The following is a 17,915-nucleotide window of genomic DNA, read 5'->3' on the forward strand; positions in this document are numbered from 1 at the left end:
AGTTTCGCTCTGATTAACGCGGGCGCACAGGGAGAAGCTGTTTACCAAACACATTGATCAGCGCGCCCGTTACAATCAATCCACCGCCCATATAGGTCCAAATCGATGGAATTTCGTTAAACAGCGTTACGCCGATCAAGGTTGAAAAGACGATTTGCACATAGGAGTAGGCAGACGCTTGTCCTGCGGCTTGAGTCTGCATCGCTTTGGTTAAACCGTATTGACCAATTTGGGTAAAGACCCCAACCAATACCAGCATTATTGTGATAAACAGGCTTGGCATGACAAAGTCATTCCACATCAGTGCGATGGAGGTGGGCAACGCCACCATAGGGAAGTAGAAAATGATGACAGAGCTGTCTTCTGTTTGGCTCAGTTTTCGAACCACCACATAGGCGATCGAGCTTCCCAGCGCACCTAGCAACGCCATCATCACGCTGAACAACGGTAACTCTTGCGTTGCGTTATTAGCCATACTGGGTTGCACCATTAAACCTAATCCTGCCAAGCAGAGCGCAATGCAGATAAGTGTCGCGATCTGAATCCGTTCTTTGAGGAATAAGAGCCCAAGTAGCGCCGTAAATACAGGGTGAACATACTGCAATATGGTCGCTTCTGCTAAGGGTAAGGTAGTTACGGAGTAATAAACGCACATCAACGCCAGCGTGCCCACAGCGCCACGTAAGAACAGCAAAGGCTTATTGTTGCCCCAAACGGATAGTCGCTTACGTTTAATATCGATGTAGCTAATGACGAGAGAAACCAATGCCCTTGCTGCGACAATTTCAAACAGAGGAATGCCATGCACGCTAACGTATTTCACGCAGGCTGACATCAGGGCAAAACCCAGTGCAGACAACAGCATGAAGCGAACCCCGACAGGGATAACTGGAGTGAATGTAGTAGGCATTCTTATTCTCAACGTTCTCAATTAAGTTGGCTATGATACGGCAAGCTGAGGTGATGTAAACTATACGCTTGTAGCGGATATCGTGTGGTGTCACTCGCAAGGTTTGTTGATATGTGATGCCAAGTGATAAGCTGAGTAAAGAACAAGGTCCGAACAACTAAGAGGTTGAATCCTGTGCAGAGCCAAACCCCATCCTCTTCCTTGCCAGCAGAATCCGCTGCTGTTGATGGGAAGTCCAAAAATCTGGCGATTCTCCTCGAATTGGTCACCTTCATCAAACCCTACAAACTCAAAGTCGCGGCGGCGCTTTTGGCGTTGATTTTTACCGCGTCACTCACCTTGTCGGTCGGCTATGGCGTTCGTATCTTGATTGACCAAGGATTTGCCCAGCAGTCAACACAGGAGCTAACAGGGGCGATTCAGTTTATCTTGACCATCACAATACTCATCTCGGTTGGCACCTTTTTTCGCTTCTACTTGGTCTCATTGGTTGGGGAGCGAGTGAGCGCAGACATTCGCTTGGCAGTGTTCAATCATGTGATTGGTCTTCATCCGAGTTATTTTGAAACAAACGGCAGCGGCGACATTATGTCGCGCTTAACCACGGATACCACCTTGTTGCAGAGCATCATTGGGTCGTCGTTTTCAATGGCGATGCGCAGTGCTTTGATGTGTATTGGCGCGGTGATCATGTTGTTTGCCACTAACGTCAAGTTGACCTTGATTGTTTTGGCATCCGTTCCTTTCGTGTTGGTCCCGATTCTTTTTTATGGTCGTCGTGTGCGGGCGTTGTCGCGTCAGAGCCAAGATTCCATGTCTGATGTTGGCAGTTACGCTGGTGAAGCCATAGAGCACATTAAGACGGTGCAAAGTTACAGTTACGAGAACCACGAACAGCGGGCGTTTTCCAAAGAAGTAGAGCGTGCTTACGATATTGGCCGACGTCGAGTAAAGCAGCGTGCGATATTGATATCGGGCGTTATTGTCATCGTGTTTAGTGCGATTGCGGGAATGCTCTGGGTTGGGGGCAACGACGTGATTGAAGGGACCATGTCGGCGGGGGATCTAGGTGCGTTTGTGTTCTATGCCATTATGGTTGCCTCGTCGGTGGCGACGATTTCTGAAGTCCTTGGCGAGCTACAACGCGCCGCAGGAGCGACAGAACGCTTGATCGAAATCTTGCACGTTGAAAGCCATATCGCGCCGCCAAACGGTCAGGTACACGACATCGAAGGCTTATCGAGCCAAGTGTCTTTTGAGAATGTGACGTTTCACTATCCATCAAGACCGCAACACCCAGCGATTGAGCAACTCAACCTTGTTGCCAATGAGGGCAAAGTGTTGGCCTTGGTTGGACCGTCAGGAGCAGGGAAAACCACCCTATTTGAGTTGTTGCAGCGGTTTTATGACCCGAGCGAGGGGAAAGTGACGCTAGGCGGTGTGGATGTGCGCTGTTTTGACCCGAGTGCACTTCGCCAAAAGATGGCGTTGGTGCCTCAACAACCTGCCTTGTTTAGCCACGATGTGATGCACAATATACGTTACGGCAACCCAGATGCAACAGACGAGCAGGTGATCGAAGCGGCGAAAAAAGCTCACGCTCATGACTTTATAACCAAGCTACCGGAAGGTTACGCCAGTTTTCTCGGCGAGCGAGGCGTTCGTCTTTCGGGAGGGCAAAAACAAAGGATTGCCATTGCTCGTGCAATCTTAAAGGATCCGGCGATTTTGCTTCTCGATGAGGCAACCAGTGCTCTCGATAGCGAAAGTGAACACCACGTTCAACAAGCGCTTGAGCAGTTAATGAAAGGGCGCACGACCATTATTATTGCTCACCGACTCTCCACCATCCAACACGCCGATCAAATTGCCGTATTGGATCAAGGACGCCTTGTCGATATTGGCCGTCATAATGATTTGATGCAAAGCTGTGAGCTCTACCAAAGGCTGGTGGAGCTCCAGTTCAAATCTATTCACTAATCGGGAAGGGCTCAGCAAACTGAGCCCGTTTAAAGATGCTTTTCTATGGTTTGAGTGAGAGCAGGGCTCATTGGCAGTGTTGAGCTCGGGAATGTTGCCACGACATCACCTTTCGCATCGATCAAGTATTTGTAGAAGTTCCAACGAGGCTCAACGCCCGCTTGCTCGCTTATCTTGGTAAACACGTGGTTAGCCGATGCCCCTTTTATTGAGCTTCTCGCCATCATTGGAAATGTCACGCCATAATCGAGGTAACACACTTTGGCGGTATTCTCCTCACTGCCACGGTCTTGTTTGAAATCATTTGATGGAAACCCTATCACCGCAAAGTTGCTGTCTTTATAAGTCTGATGCAGCTGTTCCAGTTGAGCATATTGAGAGGTAAACCCGCATTGGCTCGCGGTGTTGACGACCAGCAATGTTTTGCCTTTGAATTCCTCACAGAGATCGATGGTTTGATTCGAGTTGAGCAGTCTTTGCTTTGAATTGAGCACCTCTGGGCAACTGGCAGACTGAGCGGCCAGACTCCATGTTAAAGCCAGAGGTGTAGCCAACAAAATCCATGTCGTTTTCATTGCGGTCATCCTTATTTATCAGTCGTTACATTGTTACTGATTTCACCGCGTTACGATCATCAAACTGGGGGATTTTATCTACAAATTCGCTGACGTAAGCGCCTAACTCGTGGCTAAGCCGCAGTAAAGAGCAATGAAAGCGAGAGCCTGTCTCGCTTTCGGCAGGTTATACCAGCTCAACTTCGACATCGCTTTCTATTTGGCTAGAGCAGGCAAGAGTATAGCCGTTGGCGAGATCTTCCTCTGACAAGGTTTCGGTACTGGTGCGCGATACCGTCCCTTTGGTTACCTTGCATTTACAAGAACCACACATGCCACTGCGACAGGCGATGATGATAGGTACGCCGTTTTCCTCCAATACATCGGCTAACGTCGAGCCTTGAGCGACCTCTGCCGTGACACCAAATGCGGGAACCTCTACCTGTACTGCGGCAGACGATGTTTCGTTTTGCTTGGATTCAATTGGTGTAAAACTCTCTTGGTGGAAATGCCCATCTTCGACCCCTAGAGCGCGGCTGTGCGATTCCATGTCTTGCATAAACTGCGTTGGCCCGCATAAGTAGACAGTGCGCTCGGCAAGATCAGGGCACAATGTGTTCAACCATGCTTTGTCTAATCGCCCCTGTGGGTGCCTCGTTCCTGCATTGTCTTTGAGGAGTAGCTTTAGGTGGAAGTGTGAGTGAGCCGCGGCCATCGATTCAAGTTGGTCAAAGTAGATCGTCTGGGCGGCACTTTTTGCCATATGGATAAAGACGATATCAATGTCGGCTTTATCTCGCAGCCAAGTGGAAGCCATCGACATGACCGGGGTAATACCGCATCCGGCGCTGATCAGCGTGACCTTTTGTTTTGGAGGACAATCAATACTGTTAAATGGCCCAGTTGGCGCAAGCACCGCCACTGTATCCCCACAGTTAAAATGATCGACAATGTGGCTTGAGACTAAACCGCCGTCGACTCTTTTTACGGTCAGTTTTAGGTGAGCATCGCCGGGCGCAGAAGCAATCGAGTACGCTCTGTATTCCATCTTTCCGTTGAGTTCAAACCCAAGCGACACAAACTGACCGGGTTTGAAGTTGCTGAAATGAAGATGACTCGCGTCGGCCGCAACGAGCGTTATACTGACAGCATCGTCAGTCTCTTGCCATTTGTCACTGCAACGCATTGTCGCAGCTTGATTATTTTGCCATTCAATAAACATCTGATTTCTCTTAGAAGTGAGCCCCAACAGCTCGCGAAACGCTTTCTGCTGGGGTTTAGCAAATGATTAAGCCGCTAAGATGGTTTTTAGATCGTCTTCAACATTGCCAATACTGCGCATGTCGAATTTCTCTTGGATGATGGCCAATAAGTTATCGGTTAAAAATGCCGGTGCAGTTGGGCCTGTGTAAATCCCTTTCACGCCAAGCGCGAACAGCGTAAGCAAGATGACAATCGCTTTTTGCTCAAACCAAGATAGAACCAAGGTTAACGGCAGCTCATTGATGTCACAATCGAACTCTTTTGAAAGCGCCAGCGCTAGCTGAATAGCAGAGTAGGCATCGTTACATTGACCGACATCGAGTAGGCGAGGAATACCGTTAATGTCACCAAACTGGTTCTTGTTAAATCGGAACTTACCACAGGCAAGGGTTAGGATTACGCTGTCTTCAGGTGCTGCAGCCGTAAAGTCGGTGTAGTAGCTACGCTCTGACTTGTCACCGTCACAACCGCCGACAAGGAAGAAATGTTTGATGTTGCCAGCTTTGACTTCTTCAACCACCGCAGGCGCTGCTTGCATTAGGGCGTTGCGACCAAAACCGACCGTAATCATGTGCTCGATTTCATCATGCTGGAAGCCATCTTGTGCCAGAGCACACTCAATCACTTGGCTAAAATCATCTCCTTCGATGTGAGCCACACCCGGCCAGCCGACAATGCTACGCGTAAAGAGGCGATCGGCGTATTGACCGACGTTCGGGTTAAGCAGGCAGTTTGATGTCATGACAATAGCACCAGGGAAGTTAGCGAACTCCTTCTGCTGGTTTTGCCACGCACTGCCGTAGTTACCCACAAGGTGAGAGTATTTCTTCAGCTCTGGATAGCCGTGCGCTGGAAGCATTTCACCGTTGGTGTAGACGTTGATGCCTTTGCCTTCAGTTTGTTGAAGGATTTTCTCTAGGTCGTGTAGGTCGTGACCCGAAACTAGGATTGCTTTACCTTTTACTGGCTTGACGTTAACGGCAGTAGGCTCTGGATGACCAAAGGTTTTCGTTTCACCGTGATCGAGCATCTCCATCACTTTGTAGTTCATAAGGCCGATTTGCATGGAACATTCAAGAAGCGCATTAAGATCTTCTGGGTCAGTCCCTAACCATGCCATGATTTGGTGGTATTGTGCATAGATGTCATCACTGGTTTGCTCTAATACGCGCGCATGTTCCATGTACGCTGCCGCGCCTTTTAGACCATATAAGCAAAGCAGGCGAAGGCCAATCACATCTTCACTGATGGTTTGGTAGCCGCGGTTCACCGCCACTTGGGGGGCGAATGCTAAGATTTCCTCTGCGCTTTCTGGGAGCTCAAAATCTGCCACAGCAGGTGTGTTTTCTAGTGCGGTGTCTGCGAGTGTTGCTGCCGCTAGGGTTTGTTCTTTTAAGCGGGCTTTGAATGTTGCAGCTTTTGCTGAGAGCTCTAGAATACGCGCTGGATCGAAGTTAACGTTGGTGAGCGTAGAAAAGAATGCGCGCGGTGCCCATTGATTGACTTCGCTGTCGATGATGGCGAATTTTTTGGCTTGCTCAGCCCAGTATGAGACACCTTGAAGGGTGTAAACCAATACGTCTTGTAGGTCAGAAACTTCTGATGTTTTTCCACACATACCCTGAGCAAAAGAACAGCCTTTCACGGTTGGGGTTTGAATAGTCTGTTCACATTGAATACAAAACATTGCGCGTCTCCAATTGCAATTGTTAGAAGTTGGCGGTTCGCCTTGATATGCGTTGTTAGAGCAGGGAGCGTGCCAATATTTAAGTTATTGATTATTAATGTTTTATATTGCCAGTTTTACGGGCTTGATGTCATTAAGACACAAGTTGTGTTGTGTTAATGACAGCGGGACTTCGGTGGGTGATTTAGGTTTTCCCCTGAAGTGTGGCGAAAAAAACAACAAATCGAGTTAAAACCGCATGTTATATCGACAGATCTTTAGGGGATGTAAAAATGACAACAAGAACAGCCATTGCGCCGCAGAGCAACAAAATGAGTGGTGCTCTTTGTATCTATGTTTGGCTGTGTTGTGGTTTAATGAACGCCTGTTTTTAAAGGGCGTCCCCGCCCAACGCGTGAATTTACGGCTCATGAAGAATCGTGCCGCTGATGCTGGGGAGTCGCCTATGTTTGAGATGTTATAGCGTGGATCAATCAATATTAATTTCGCCATTGGTTCAACAGGTGTTGCTGGGCGTTCTTTTGCTGGCCGGGTACTTGTTGTTAAGAAAGCTAGGGAATCGAGCGATCAGTTCGATCGCGCGGCGTAAGCAGGTCTCGTTAGAGAGAGAAAAATTTATTAGCAAAGCCTTTGGTTTCGGTACCTTTATCATTTTCGCTTCGGTGTTCACTATTTTGTTGGATCTTGGCTTTGGTGATATCTCTTTGTTCCTCTCTTCTATTTTTGCGGTACTTGGCGTGGCATTGGTAGCGCAATGGTCGATGCTGAGTAATTTGACGGCCAGCGTTTTGATCTTCTTTGTCTTTCCTTACCGAATTGGCGATGAAGTAAAAGTCTCTGACAAAGATGACGATATTAGTGGTGTGATCATTGATATTACTATGTTCCACGTAATGTTGCGTCATGCTAGCGGGAACATCATCACTTACCCAAATAGTCTAATCTTGCAAAAGGGCGTAACCAAGATTGTGGCAAAGAAGACGGAACCCTCAGCGCAAGAAGCGGAGATTAAGGCGGAATAAATGAAGCTCAATTTTAATATCGAAGATGCAGGGCAAATATTCGTTGGGGCATTTGCGCTCGCGGTGCCTATCTCTTTTTCCGAGGAGGCATGGAAGTTGGGGGAAACACTTCCTGCTCTGAACATCTTTATGTTGGTCGTACTCTCCACAGTTTTTCTGACCTTGTTCACCTACGAGAGTGTTTTTCAACGCGATATTAAACAGCGCAAAGCTGTATTTGTGTTCCGGATTGTGTCTGCCTATTTGATGGCGGCGATGGTGGTTGCCTTGGTACTGCTTTGCATCGATAAACTTCCGCTGTTTAGCGATCCATTACTTTCGTTGAGGCGGGTGATCGTTATCACCATGCCTGCCTCTATGGGCGCCATCGTGGTCGACAGTTTCGATAAAGAGTGACCTAGCCCACCACCTTGAGTTTTTTCGCCATTCGGTACAAATTACCGCGGTCCATTTGCAAAAATTCCGCGGTTTTTGACCATGTTTGCTCGGATTTTTCATAAGCATGAACAATCAGATCTCGTTGATACTCTTCCACCAAAGAACGAAGACCAGCGCTTTGTTGTGGGAAATACTTTGATGCGCTTTGGGCGTCAGTAGGGCGTAAATCACTATCGAAATGCCGCGGCTGAATGATGGTTTCGTTCTGTTGAATCGCCCGTAACGCTGAGCGTGTCAGAGTGTGTTCTAACTCACGCACATTACCCGGCCAAGGCTGACGCTCTAGTTGGGCGAGGGCTTTTGGGTGAAGGTGCAGGTTAGGAATGTTGAACTGGTTGCGAACCTTTTCTAACAGATAGCCTGACAGGACAGGAATGTCTCCCTCGCGTTTACGCAGTGGTGGTACCGAAATCGGAAAGACATTGAGGCGGTGGTATAAATCGGCTCGAAACTGACCTGCCGCGACCTCTTGTTCTAGATTTCGGTTGGTTGCCGCGATGATTCGAACGTTGACCAACAAATGCTTATCGCTGCCAACTCGTTGCAATTCACCTTGCTGAATCACTCGTAATAGCTTAGCTTGCAGCAGCAAAGGTAGCTCGCCTAGCTCATCTAAGAAAATGGTGCCCCCATCAGCCAGTTCAAATTTACCTGCTCGCGAATGGTTTGCCCCAGTAAATGCGCCTTTCACATGACCAAACAGCTCGCTCTCTGCCAAACCTTCTGGTAATGCGGCGCAGTTGACGTAGATCATCGGCTTGGTGCTGCGATGAGATTGGGCATGCACACTGTGAGCAACAAGTTCTTTGCCCACGCCGGTTTCTCCGGTGATCAGCACGGCATAGTCTGATTTGGCTACCGTCGCGATGTTGCTGCGTAATTGATTGATCTGAGGGCTTAATCCGACCAGTTCCCCCTCCTTGGAACGCGCCTGCTGGATTAAGGTTTCGGTGACGTGCTTTTGCTTCTTGTTTTGAGCTTTGAGCGCTTTTATTTGGCCAATATTACGCAGGGTTGCCGCAGCAAGGGCAGCGAAGGTTTCAATAGTGACAGATTCGATGGCATCAAAGGCGCCGACTGTCATTGAATCTAAGGTGAGTAAGCCAACCAGTTGCCCATCAACATGCAAACTACGACCCAAACAGTCATGAACATCAAGCTCGGCTTCTTCGCTCAGCAATACGCCACTAAACGGATCGGGTAGGGGGCAGTTTGCATCAAAACGCACCGGCTGTTTGCTTTGCATAATCGCTTCTAAACGAGGGTGCGCCTTAGGGAAAAAACGACGCCCAAGAACACTGTTCGCGAGTCCTTTTACGGCGACAGGTACTAAGAAACCATCTTGATCAAAGATGAACAATGCGCTCGCATCGCAAGGAAAAACCTGATCGATGCCATCGATCAAATGCTGATATTGTGCGTCGCTATTTTGATTCGAAGTAAGGTTGAGGGCGATATCAAGCAGCACTTGGCTCATGTGTTGATGCATTCGCGTGTGATCCGTTTGGTCTTGGGTGCGAGCATGCTATCAAGCGGATGTCATTTTCACATCGCACTAATGGGTATAAACGCTATACGGTTGATTTGCATCAAGTGAAATATTAGCCAGCATTGAATTGTGAGCGATATTGCTGCGGTGAAACGCCGACCAAACGGCGAAAGTGGTGCCGCATGGTTGTGGCATTGTCGAAGCCTGCCAGAATAGCCAATCGCTCCACCGAGGTTGATTCTTGTTCCAATAATGCTTTCGCCCTTTCAATTCGCTGCTGGGTTAACCACTCTTTTGGTGACATATTGAAGCTGCTACGAAACTTGCGATCAAAGGTTCGACGCGACATATTGGCTTTAGTGGCTAAGGTGTCGATTTGAATCACTTTATCTAAGTTACTCTTCGCCCAATCCAAGGTCTGGGAAAACTGGTTAGGGACTTCAAGCAAAGGCGTTTCGACAAACTGAGCTTGGCCGCCAGAGCGATGCCCTGAAACCACCAACCTTTTTGCCACTTGGTTCGCGACTGTGTAGCCAAAATCGTGGCGAATGACAGCCAGTCCTAAATCTAACGCAGCCGCACTGCCCGCTGAGCAGCCGAGATTGCCGTCAAACACATACAAAACGTCTGGCTGATAGTCGACGTTTGGAAACTGAGTACGAAACTTTTGCTCATACATTTTCCAATCCTTGGTGAACAAATGATTTGGCTTAATATTAACGAACATTGTCTTATAAGCCAATTTTTGTGGCTAAGCTTTGTTCGCATAATGGTAAGTGTTCAAACAAACAGGGAGAAAGAACATGGCAAGTGCAGTATCGCGCGTTGCAGCGGCAAGCAGTGAAGAAGCATTGGCACATTTTGAAGCGCTAATGAAGTTTGAAACTGATTGTTGGGATGTTCACCACGCGCTAACCAATGGTTTGCAAGACTTTGTGCTGGTTGATGTACGAGGTGAAGCGCTGTATGAAGAGGGGCACATTCACGGCGCAATTAATATTCCTCACCCGCGGCTCAATGAAAAGCGATTAGCTCACTTCCCTCAGGAGACCTTATTTGTCGTCTATTGCGCAGGCCCCCACTGTAACGGGACGGAGAAAGCTGCCATTCGCTTGGCCAAATTAGGTCGACCCGTAAAGAAAATGATTGGTGGCGTGACAGGTTGGCTCGATGAAGGATTTGAACTGGAGAAGTCACAGTATGCACAAAATGCATAGTCTCCTTGTTTAAATGTCATTTGAGTCATTGCGCGCGGATCTCTACACTTCGCGCTCTTTTGAAACCCATGCTGAGATTTAGAACTATGTTTTCTCAATCACTTTTTGCTCAGCTAATGAGAATAACTTTACTGCTAGTGCTTTCTCTTGTTGCCGTCCATAACTCTCCCAAACTATTGGCGTTATTGGCTCAGCAAGCGATTAATAGCGGCTGTCACCAGACAACAGGTGAAGGCCATGATCATTCTCACCACCATCATCACTAAGGTTATGCGATGAGCATTTTTCGATTTCCAATCATTGTTTGGCTAGGGATCGCCATCTTAATTACCTGTCTGGGTATCAGACAATCTTTTGGTATTTTTATGATGCCAATATCTGAACACTTTCAAACCGGGCGCGAGTTTTTCAGCTTTGCGATTGCCCTACAAAACCTACTGTTCGGTGTGTTTCAGCCGTTCGTGGGTATGGCTGCAGACCGGTTTGGCGCGAAACGGATCATCATTTTAGGTGCTATCGCGTATGGTTTAGGTTTGTACCTAACGTCTATTGCGGTAGAGCCAAGCATGCTTTACCTGTCATTGGGGGTATTAGTTGGTCTTGGTTTAAGTGCCACAAGTTATGTGATTGTGTTGGGTGCGGTGGCGAAAGTGGTTCCGGCGGAGCACGCTGCAAAAGCGTTCGGTTTGACAACTGCTGCTGGATCATTTGGTATGTTCGCGATGATCCCGGGCGCGCAAACTATGCTATCTGAGTTTGGCTGGCAAGGCGCATTGCAGGGCTTTGCGATTCTTTGTTCGACTATGATTGCCTTTGCGTTATTTATGCGTGCGCCTAAGCCGTCAGATAATGCTATAGCGCAAGCTGCGGAGCAACAACAAACGCTTAAGCAGGCGTTAAAAGAGGCATTTAGCCATAAAGGATATTGGTTAATCCATGCGGGCTTCTTTGTTTGTGGCTTCCACGTAATGTTTATTGCCACCCATTTACCAAGCTACTTAGCGGATAAGAACTTGTCGGCACAAACCGCGGCAATGGCACTCGCGTATGTCGGAATTTTCAACATCTTTGGCTCTTATTTTTGGGGCGTGATGGGCGATAAGTACAGTAAGCGCCACGTGATGTCAGCGTTGTATTTGGTGCGTACGGTTGTGATTGGTGCTTTTGTTACCTTGCCTGTCACTGAACACACGGCGGCGATTTTTGGCGGTGCGATTGGTTTCTGTTGGCTCGGTACGGTGCCGTTAACGTCTGGCTTAGTTCGTCAGATCTTCGGTGCCAAGTACCTGTCAACTCTGTATGGTTTGGTGTTTTTCACTCACCAAGTTGGCAGCTTTTTAGGCGCTTGGGCAGGAGGACGTATTTACGATTACTACGGCTCGTACGATCCAATCTGGTGGTCAACTGTGGTTCTGGCGTTTGTCGCAGCCTTGATTCATTTACCAATCAACGACAAGCCTATCCAGCGCGTTGCGATTGCTTAACTGGGTAAACTAAATGCCTCTGTTCTACGTATCGAATAATCGTGCAACGTAGAGGAGGCATTACTGTGCAAACAACTGTGGGCTTATACTGGTTTACCAACGATTTAAGACGCTTAAACAATTCATTATTCGACCGCGCATTAAACGAGGTTGACGAGTTAGTCGCCGTCTATTGTCTACCTCATGTGACCGAGTTCCTAGCGGCTTTCTCCGGCGAGCACAACCTCGGAACCCACAGAGAGCAGTTTATACACCAGTCCGTTGAGGACCTTTCAGAGAGCCTCGCGGCGTTGGGCGTCGAACTCAATATCGCTGAGCAAGGCGCAACAGAAGCCGTGGCAGAGATAATCGAGCAACGAGGCGTTAGCCACCTTTACGTCAGCGAGGTTGCGGGATTTGATGAGACCGTCATGATCAATGTCATCAAGCAGAAATTTCCGACGCTAGAGGTGATTCAGTCTGACAACACCACGCTTTTTCACTTAGATCAGTTGCCGTTTCCACTTGATGAGCTTCCGGCAACCTTTACTCAGTTTCGCAAACAAGTAGAGCCCATTTTTGAGCATCTTTATCCTTCTCAAGACGCTTTGTATCGTCTCGGAGAGATTGCCACTCCCACGGGGTTTGTTGGTGGCGAGCGCGCTGCGATCCAACACGTGACTTGGTACTTTTCCCAACCTTTTGCCAGTAGCTACAAAGAGACTCGCAACCATTTAGAGGGAGAGTCGAGCTCGACGCACTTTTCTCCTTGGCTCGCTCTCGGGTGCATCTCTCCTGCACAAATTGTCGCTTTGTTACGCCAATATGAGCAACGCAATGGCGCCAATCAGTCGACCTACTGGATTATATTTGAGCTGTTATGGCGCGAGTACTTCCATTGGTACGGGCGCAAGCACCAGCAAAGGGTGTTCTATTTTTCTGGACTGACATCGAAACAAGCCCCTAAGCCGTTTGATGATGAGGCGTTTCAACGCTGGGTAAAAGGTGAGACAGATTTTGCTATCGTCAACGCGTGCATGAATCAGCTCAAAGAGACCGGTTTTATGTCTAACCGAGGGCGTCAATTGGTGGCGAGTTGTTTGATTCATGAGTTAGGTTTGGATTGGCGATGTGGAGCGGCTTATTTTGAAACTCAATTGATTGACTATGATGTGACGTCAAACTGGGGAAATTGGCAGTACCTAGCGGGTGTTGGCGCTGATCCCAATCCTTCAAGGCGATTTAATTTGGCCAAGCAAGCTGAGCTTTATGACCCCGATTCATCGTTTACTCGCCGATGGCAAAACACAGCGGAAAAACAGTGAGATTTTAATCATTTAAAACGGTCGCATTTTCATCGCGTTAGATTATTATGAAGTTTCTCACTGACTCGTAGTAAATGATGAATATGTACGCTGAATGGATAACGCCAGAGGCTCTGATTGCCGCGTTTTTGATCTTCTTAGGATCGTTTGTGCAAACAGCGATTGGATTTGGGCTGGCGATTGTCGCAGCGCCTTTGCTGATTTTGGTGTCCCCAGATTACGTTCCCGCGCCGATTTGCTTGGTGGCGCTATTCATCTCGATTCTCAATGCCTTAAAACACCGCGCAAGTGTCGAAATCGGTGGCTTAAAAATGGCCTTGATAGGGCGAGTTCCCGGCTCTGTTGCGGGTGGGGTGCTGCTTGTTCTAGTCTCCACCGACTTACTGGCACTATGGCTTGGTTTATTGGTGCTGTTTGCGGTTGCAGTCAGCTTACTGCCATTTCGAATCGAGCCCACACCGGCGAGGATGGGCATTGCGGGATTCTTCTCTGGATTTTTTGGAACCAGCTCAGCCATCGGTGGCCCGCCAATGGCACTGCTTTTACAGCACCAAGAGGCGAATCAGCTTCGGGGAAATCTGTCGGCGTTTTTTGTCTTTAGTTCCATCATCTCGCTGATCATTCAAATGCCTGCTGGGTTTCTCACTTGGCATCATCTTTGGATTTCAATTCCATTGATTCCCGCTTCTTGGGTCGGTTATAAACTGGCGCAGTTAACCACCCACTCTTTACCCAAAGAGAAGATACGCTTGGGCGCACTCGCCCTATGTACGGTCAGTGGTGCAACGGCGGTATGGCAGGGATTAGTTCAATAAAACGGGCGCTGTTCATCTTAGGTTAAGGAAAAAACATGATACTGGAAGTCGCAATATTAGATGTGAAGCCGAATTTGGAATCTGAATTCGAGCAAAACTTTGCCAAAGCGCAGGCGATCATAGCGTCCATGAAGGGCTATATTTCACACCAACTGCAACGGTGTGTTGAAAACCCGAGCCGCTATATTTTGTTGGTGAACTGGCAAACAATAGAAGACCACGAGCAAGGATTTAGACAATCCGCGCAATATCAGGAATGGAAGGCACTTTTACATCATTTTTATGATCCCTTCCCAACCGTAGAACACTTTGAAAAGGTCTACGGATAAGGTTTTCTACAAAGGAGAAACAAGTGTTAAGAGTACTCGGTAATATTATTTGGTTTTTGTGTGGTGGCGTCATCATGGGACTTGCTTGGTGGCTAGTCGGCTTGTTGTGTTTCATCAGTATTATTGGTATTCCGTGGGGACGAGCGTGTTTCGTGATGGGGAACTTCTCTTTCTTCCCGTTCGGACAAGAGGTGATAGGACGAGATGAGCTCACCAAAGAGATGGACATAGGCACCAGCCCGTTAGGCACAATAGGTAACGTGATCTGGTTCTTGTTGGCAGGCATTTGGTTGGCGATTGGTCATATCATGTCGGCAGTGGCGTGTTTTATTACCATTATCGGTATTCCATTCGCACTTCAGCATTTGAAGCTCGCCTACATTTCACTGGCGCCGATTGGTAAAACTGTAGTGCCTAAAGAGCAAGCTGCAATGGCGCGTTACTCAAAATAAGGCATTAACAGAAAAAGCCCTCAATATTAGATTATAGAGGGCTTTTTGTTTGCGGCTCGAAGGCTACTCTTCTCCATAAATATCAAATGAAAAGTACTTGGCAGCGATTTTGTCGTACGTGCCGTTATCACGAATGCTCTTGATTGCTTGATTAAGTTTATGAGCAACGGGGCGTTAGTAGGCTTTAATCCCAAACTCTCGTAATTTACTTGGCAATCGCTCATCAAGGTGCTCTATGTCATCAGGAGTCACTTCGATAAGGGCAAACCCATGCTCTTGGTATAACGCTATTATTTTATCTCGTTGTTTTGCATCGGTTTCACCAGAATCACTTCCCCAATATTGGAGATACACTTTTCCTGCCGGCAAGTAAAAGTCACTCAATACGTCCTGTTCGATAGGTAGTTGGCGATCATAGGCATGAACGATGCCGTTCATGTAAAGCCAGTTATCGATGATGAGCTCACCTTTAGAGCGCACATAGTGGCCATCGAGGGTGCGATGTTTGGCTTCAAACTTTTGCCTAAAGCTGGACAAGGATTTGTCTGTCGTGTGTGTTTCGGCGTCTTGTCCGGAAAATTCGACGACCGACTGCTTCAAGCGCTTATTACGAATGATGGTATCGTGCCAAACCACAAATTGCGCACCGGTCTCTTTATCTCCCCGTTGATGGCCGCCAACAGTAAGACCTGATTTAGTTACCTGCCAACCTTGTTCAGTGCGACTAAGCCAGCCCAGCTCTTGCAGGAGTTGATTGATTTTCTTTGCTGGCAGAGCAAAGCGTTGGCCTATTTGAGTAGCAGAGAGTGTATTACCACTGGTCGCAGCATGATCGATGAGGAGGTTTTGTGGCCAAACAATAAACTTTCCAAATTTGGCGTGCGTGATGTACTCACCGCCAAACTTAGCCCCAATCTCGGTGAGCACCCAACCTTCGTCACCTCGGTTGATATAGCCAGCATTTTTTAACTCGGTAAAGAGTTCCTTCGCATCTTGTTGACGCAACTTGGCGAGGGCGGTGGTGGATAGTTTATCTGACATAGTGCGCTCCTTGAACATGGAATCATTGTTCAAGGAAAATGTATGAGCGTCAATAGGTTGATTGGGAAAGAAAAGGGAAGTGCTTAGCCACTTCCCCTTTCTATTACGCACGAAACGTGTTGAGCACTACCTGATTCCGACCAAGTCCTTTCGCTTGATAAAGGGCTTTGTCGGCGCGGCCAATCGTCGTGTGTTGGCTATCTTGCACCGAGGTAATGCCGATGCTGACGGTGAAGCGAACATTAATCTCTTCATAACTTAACTCGGTTTGTTCTACTACTTGCCTAAACAGCTCGCACTGTTCATAGGCATCGTTTTCATCATTGGCGTAAAACAACGCACAAAACTCTTCGCCGCCATAGCGAGCCAAACTCATTGCCCCGGGTTTAGGGAAACATTTCTTCATCAACTCAGCCGTATGGAGAATGACATGGTCACCGCATTGGTGCCCGTGCACGTCGTTGATACGCTTGAAGTGATCGATATCGAGTATCGCTAGGTAGATGCCTTCTTTATCTAAGTTTGAATCAATTTTTTCACGGATCGTTAGCTTGTTATCTAGGTGAGTCATCACATCTTTACTGCGCAGTTTTTTGTGCAGTAATAGATTGGAAAGCGCCACTTCTGAGTAGTCACGAATCATGCGCAAAATACTGCGGTAAGTAGGGAAGGTTGCCGTCATGTAAATCACCGCAATTAAGCTGCCTTTATCGAACAAGGGGATGGTGTAATGTCGGCCATCGATCTTTAGTTTTTTGGCTAAAGGATCGGCGTAGCGCTTGGCGGTATAGCGTAGTGAGCTGGGTGAAAATCGATTGGCGAGATCTTTGTCTTTCAGAACGATGTGACTGTTTCCATGGTAATCGATAGTGCTGAAGTAACCGTAATCAGAGTCATAAAAACAGAGTTGGATCCCCTTATGATGGCAGAAGCGATCCAAGATAGCGCGCAGATGGTGTTTAAAATCTGGCAGATCGTGCTTGTTGTTCAGGTCGGCCAGAGATTGGTTAAGTTGATAGGTCAGATAGTTAAAAGCGACGGCAAGCAACAACAGGGACGCAATCACTATCGCCGTTAGCGAAAACTGATACGAAGAGGACAAAACATCAGACCTATCCGTCCCAGAGATAAATACCCATTGGTATGGGTTATCACTATCGAATACGGAGAGTTTAAATTGACCTTTGTAGTAATACTCATGCCGACCAAAACGCAAGCCGTTAGTGATCATTTCACTGATGCCCGCATGGTAGCTGACAGAAGGGGTGCCGATTCGTCGCGGATCTGGGTGAAAGACAAGTCTGCCGGTTGAGCTATCAACGACAAAGACGTACCCATCGGAAAGTGTTCTTAGGCCGCGCAGGCTTTGTGTGGTGTACTTGAGGTCAAACTCAATCCAGATTTCATTGAGGTTGTCTTGTTGGTATTTGACGGCAAACACCCATTGCTCTGGCTGCTTTTCGTAAACAGAAGAAACGGTAAATCTAGGGTCAACTTTATTCAGCGGACTCCACACCATAGTGGTGTTTTGCTCGGCCAGAGTTGGATTAAGTAACACCGAACGATATTGCCCAGTTTGATGATCGACGGTGATGATATCTAGGTAAGCAGGTGAATGCTCCAAGATGCGTTTTGCGGTTGAATCAAAGTCCTTGAGTGAATCGGTATCATTGAGGAGATAGAGTTTACTTGTTGCCGCTTCGACTTGAGAGGAAATAAGATGAAATGCGGTTTTTAAGTTGCCAAAAGATTGCTGATAGGCACTCTTTTCGGATTGATTGAGCTGATGATAAGCCGCATAAATCATCCCTAAAACAAGAAGAATGATATACGGTCTCAGCGTTCGAATAAGTATTTTTGGTAACGCCATGTGTGCCAACTGATTGATACGGAATATATAGTAATTATGCCCAGTATACTAAACGGTATT

The 17,915-nt window shown here is 47.6% G+C and carries 17 protein-coding genes and 2 pseudogenes; 10 read left to right on the top strand and 9 right to left on the bottom strand.

All coding sequences use genetic code 11. From position 1 onward, the window contains the following. Positions 1-13 precede the first annotated feature (13 nt). The gene (locus tag ACUALS_RS15605) at positions 14-910 is read right to left on the bottom strand and encodes a DMT family transporter (protein ID WP_454449785.1); all 897 of its coding nucleotides are present in this window, start codon (positions 908-910) and stop codon (positions 14-16) included. Between the two features lie 201 nt (positions 911-1,111). Here ACUALS_RS15605 and ACUALS_RS15610 point away from each other — a divergent pair, with 201 nt between their 5' ends. Further along, positions 1,112-2,890 (top strand): ABC transporter ATP-binding protein/permease, encoded by a 1,779-nt coding sequence (locus tag ACUALS_RS15610; RefSeq protein WP_454450030.1) that lies wholly within the window; start codon positions 1,112-1,114, stop codon positions 2,888-2,890. Between the two features lie 29 nt (positions 2,891-2,919). On the opposite strand, the gene ACUALS_RS15615 is transcribed toward ACUALS_RS15610, so the two are convergent. From ACUALS_RS15615 to hcp, 3 genes are all read right to left on the bottom strand, one after another. Continuing rightward, complete coding sequence (locus ACUALS_RS15615; RefSeq protein ID WP_454449786.1) at positions 2,920-3,465, bottom strand: glutathione peroxidase; 546 nt, start codon at positions 3,463-3,465, stop codon at positions 2,920-2,922. Between the two features lie 166 nt (positions 3,466-3,631). Continuing rightward, positions 3,632-4,666 carry a 2Fe-2S iron-sulfur cluster-binding protein gene (locus ACUALS_RS15620; protein ID WP_454449787.1) on the bottom strand — a complete coding sequence of 345 codons (1,035 nt, stop codon included), beginning with the start codon at positions 4,664-4,666 and terminating at the stop codon, positions 3,632-3,634. 66 nt (positions 4,667-4,732) lie between these two features. Further along, positions 4,733-6,394: a hydroxylamine reductase gene (hcp, locus tag ACUALS_RS15625; protein WP_454449788.1), complete on the bottom strand. Its 1,662-nt coding sequence runs from the start codon at positions 6,392-6,394 to the stop codon at positions 4,733-4,735. Positions 6,395-6,858: 464 nt separating this feature from the next. Between hcp and ACUALS_RS15630 the strand changes: the two genes are divergently transcribed. Both ACUALS_RS15630 and ACUALS_RS15635 read left to right on the top strand, forming a co-directional pair. Further along, the gene (locus ACUALS_RS15630) at positions 6,859-7,416 is read left to right on the top strand and encodes a mechanosensitive ion channel domain-containing protein (protein WP_038217152.1); all 558 of its coding nucleotides are present in this window, start codon (positions 6,859-6,861) and stop codon (positions 7,414-7,416) included. Further along, positions 7,417-7,812: a DUF2391 family protein gene (locus tag ACUALS_RS15635; protein ID WP_039477498.1), complete on the top strand. Its 396-nt coding sequence runs from the start codon at positions 7,417-7,419 to the stop codon at positions 7,810-7,812. It begins immediately after the preceding gene. Position 7,813: 1 nt separating this feature from the next. Here the strand turns inward: ACUALS_RS15635 and norR are convergent, their stop codons facing one another. Next, the gene (gene norR / locus ACUALS_RS15640; protein WP_038135110.1) at positions 7,814-9,343 is read right to left on the bottom strand and encodes a nitric oxide reductase transcriptional regulator NorR; all 1,530 of its coding nucleotides are present in this window, start codon (positions 9,341-9,343) and stop codon (positions 7,814-7,816) included. Positions 9,344-9,455: 112 nt separating this feature from the next. After that, positions 9,456-10,037 (bottom strand): annotated as a pseudogene (locus tag ACUALS_RS15645) (helix-turn-helix domain-containing protein); the annotation flags it as partial. A 109-nt stretch (positions 10,038-10,146) separates the two neighbouring features. Between ACUALS_RS15645 and ACUALS_RS15650 the strand changes: the two are divergent. The 7 genes from ACUALS_RS15650 to ACUALS_RS15680 all read left to right on the top strand — a co-directional run bounded on the left by ACUALS_RS15650 (position 10,147) and on the right by ACUALS_RS15680 (position 14,944). Further along, entirely contained in the window at positions 10,147-10,560 is a 414-nt protein-coding gene (locus ACUALS_RS15650) for a rhodanese-like domain-containing protein (RefSeq protein ID WP_454449789.1), read from the top strand. 86 nt (positions 10,561-10,646) lie between these two features. After that, a complete protein-coding gene (locus tag ACUALS_RS15655; RefSeq protein ID WP_454449790.1) occupies positions 10,647-10,826 on the top strand; it encodes a hypothetical protein in 180 nt (59 codons plus the stop codon). 9 nt (positions 10,827-10,835) lie between these two features. After that, positions 10,836-12,044, top strand: a complete 1,209-nt coding sequence (locus ACUALS_RS15660) for an MFS transporter (protein ID WP_454449791.1) — start codon at positions 10,836-10,838, stop codon at positions 12,042-12,044. Between the two features lie 65 nt (positions 12,045-12,109). Next, entirely contained in the window at positions 12,110-13,348 is a 1,239-nt protein-coding gene (locus ACUALS_RS15665; RefSeq protein WP_454449792.1) for a DASH family cryptochrome, read from the top strand. A gap of 83 nt (positions 13,349-13,431) precedes the next feature. Then, positions 13,432-14,163 carry a sulfite exporter TauE/SafE family protein gene (locus tag ACUALS_RS15670; RefSeq protein ID WP_454450031.1) on the top strand — a complete coding sequence of 244 codons (732 nt, stop codon included), beginning with the start codon at positions 13,432-13,434 and terminating at the stop codon, positions 14,161-14,163. A gap of 35 nt (positions 14,164-14,198) precedes the next feature. Further along, on the top strand, positions 14,199-14,492 hold the full coding sequence (locus tag ACUALS_RS15675; protein WP_454449793.1) for an antibiotic biosynthesis monooxygenase family protein: 294 nt from the start codon (positions 14,199-14,201) through the stop codon (positions 14,490-14,492). A 23-nt stretch (positions 14,493-14,515) separates the two neighbouring features. Then, complete coding sequence (locus ACUALS_RS15680; RefSeq protein ID WP_038135099.1) at positions 14,516-14,944, top strand: YccF domain-containing protein; 429 nt, start codon at positions 14,516-14,518, stop codon at positions 14,942-14,944. Positions 14,945-15,007: 63 nt separating this feature from the next. Here ACUALS_RS15680 and ACUALS_RS15685 read toward each other — a convergent pair. The 3 genes and pseudogenes from ACUALS_RS15685 to ACUALS_RS15695 all read right to left on the bottom strand — a co-directional run. Then, a pseudogene (locus tag ACUALS_RS15685) lies at positions 15,008-15,109 on the bottom strand (ABC transporter substrate-binding protein); the annotation flags it as partial. Positions 15,110-15,118: 9 nt separating this feature from the next. Beyond that, the gene (locus ACUALS_RS15690; RefSeq protein ID WP_454449794.1) at positions 15,119-15,985 is read right to left on the bottom strand and encodes a glycerol kinase; all 867 of its coding nucleotides are present in this window, start codon (positions 15,983-15,985) and stop codon (positions 15,119-15,121) included. 103 nt (positions 15,986-16,088) lie between these two features. Next, complete coding sequence (locus ACUALS_RS15695) at positions 16,089-17,855, bottom strand: diguanylate cyclase (protein WP_454449795.1); 1,767 nt, start codon at positions 17,853-17,855, stop codon at positions 16,089-16,091. Between the last annotated feature and the right edge of the window lie 60 nt (positions 17,856-17,915).

The organism is Vibrio sp. NH-7 (genome assembly GCF_053643215.1).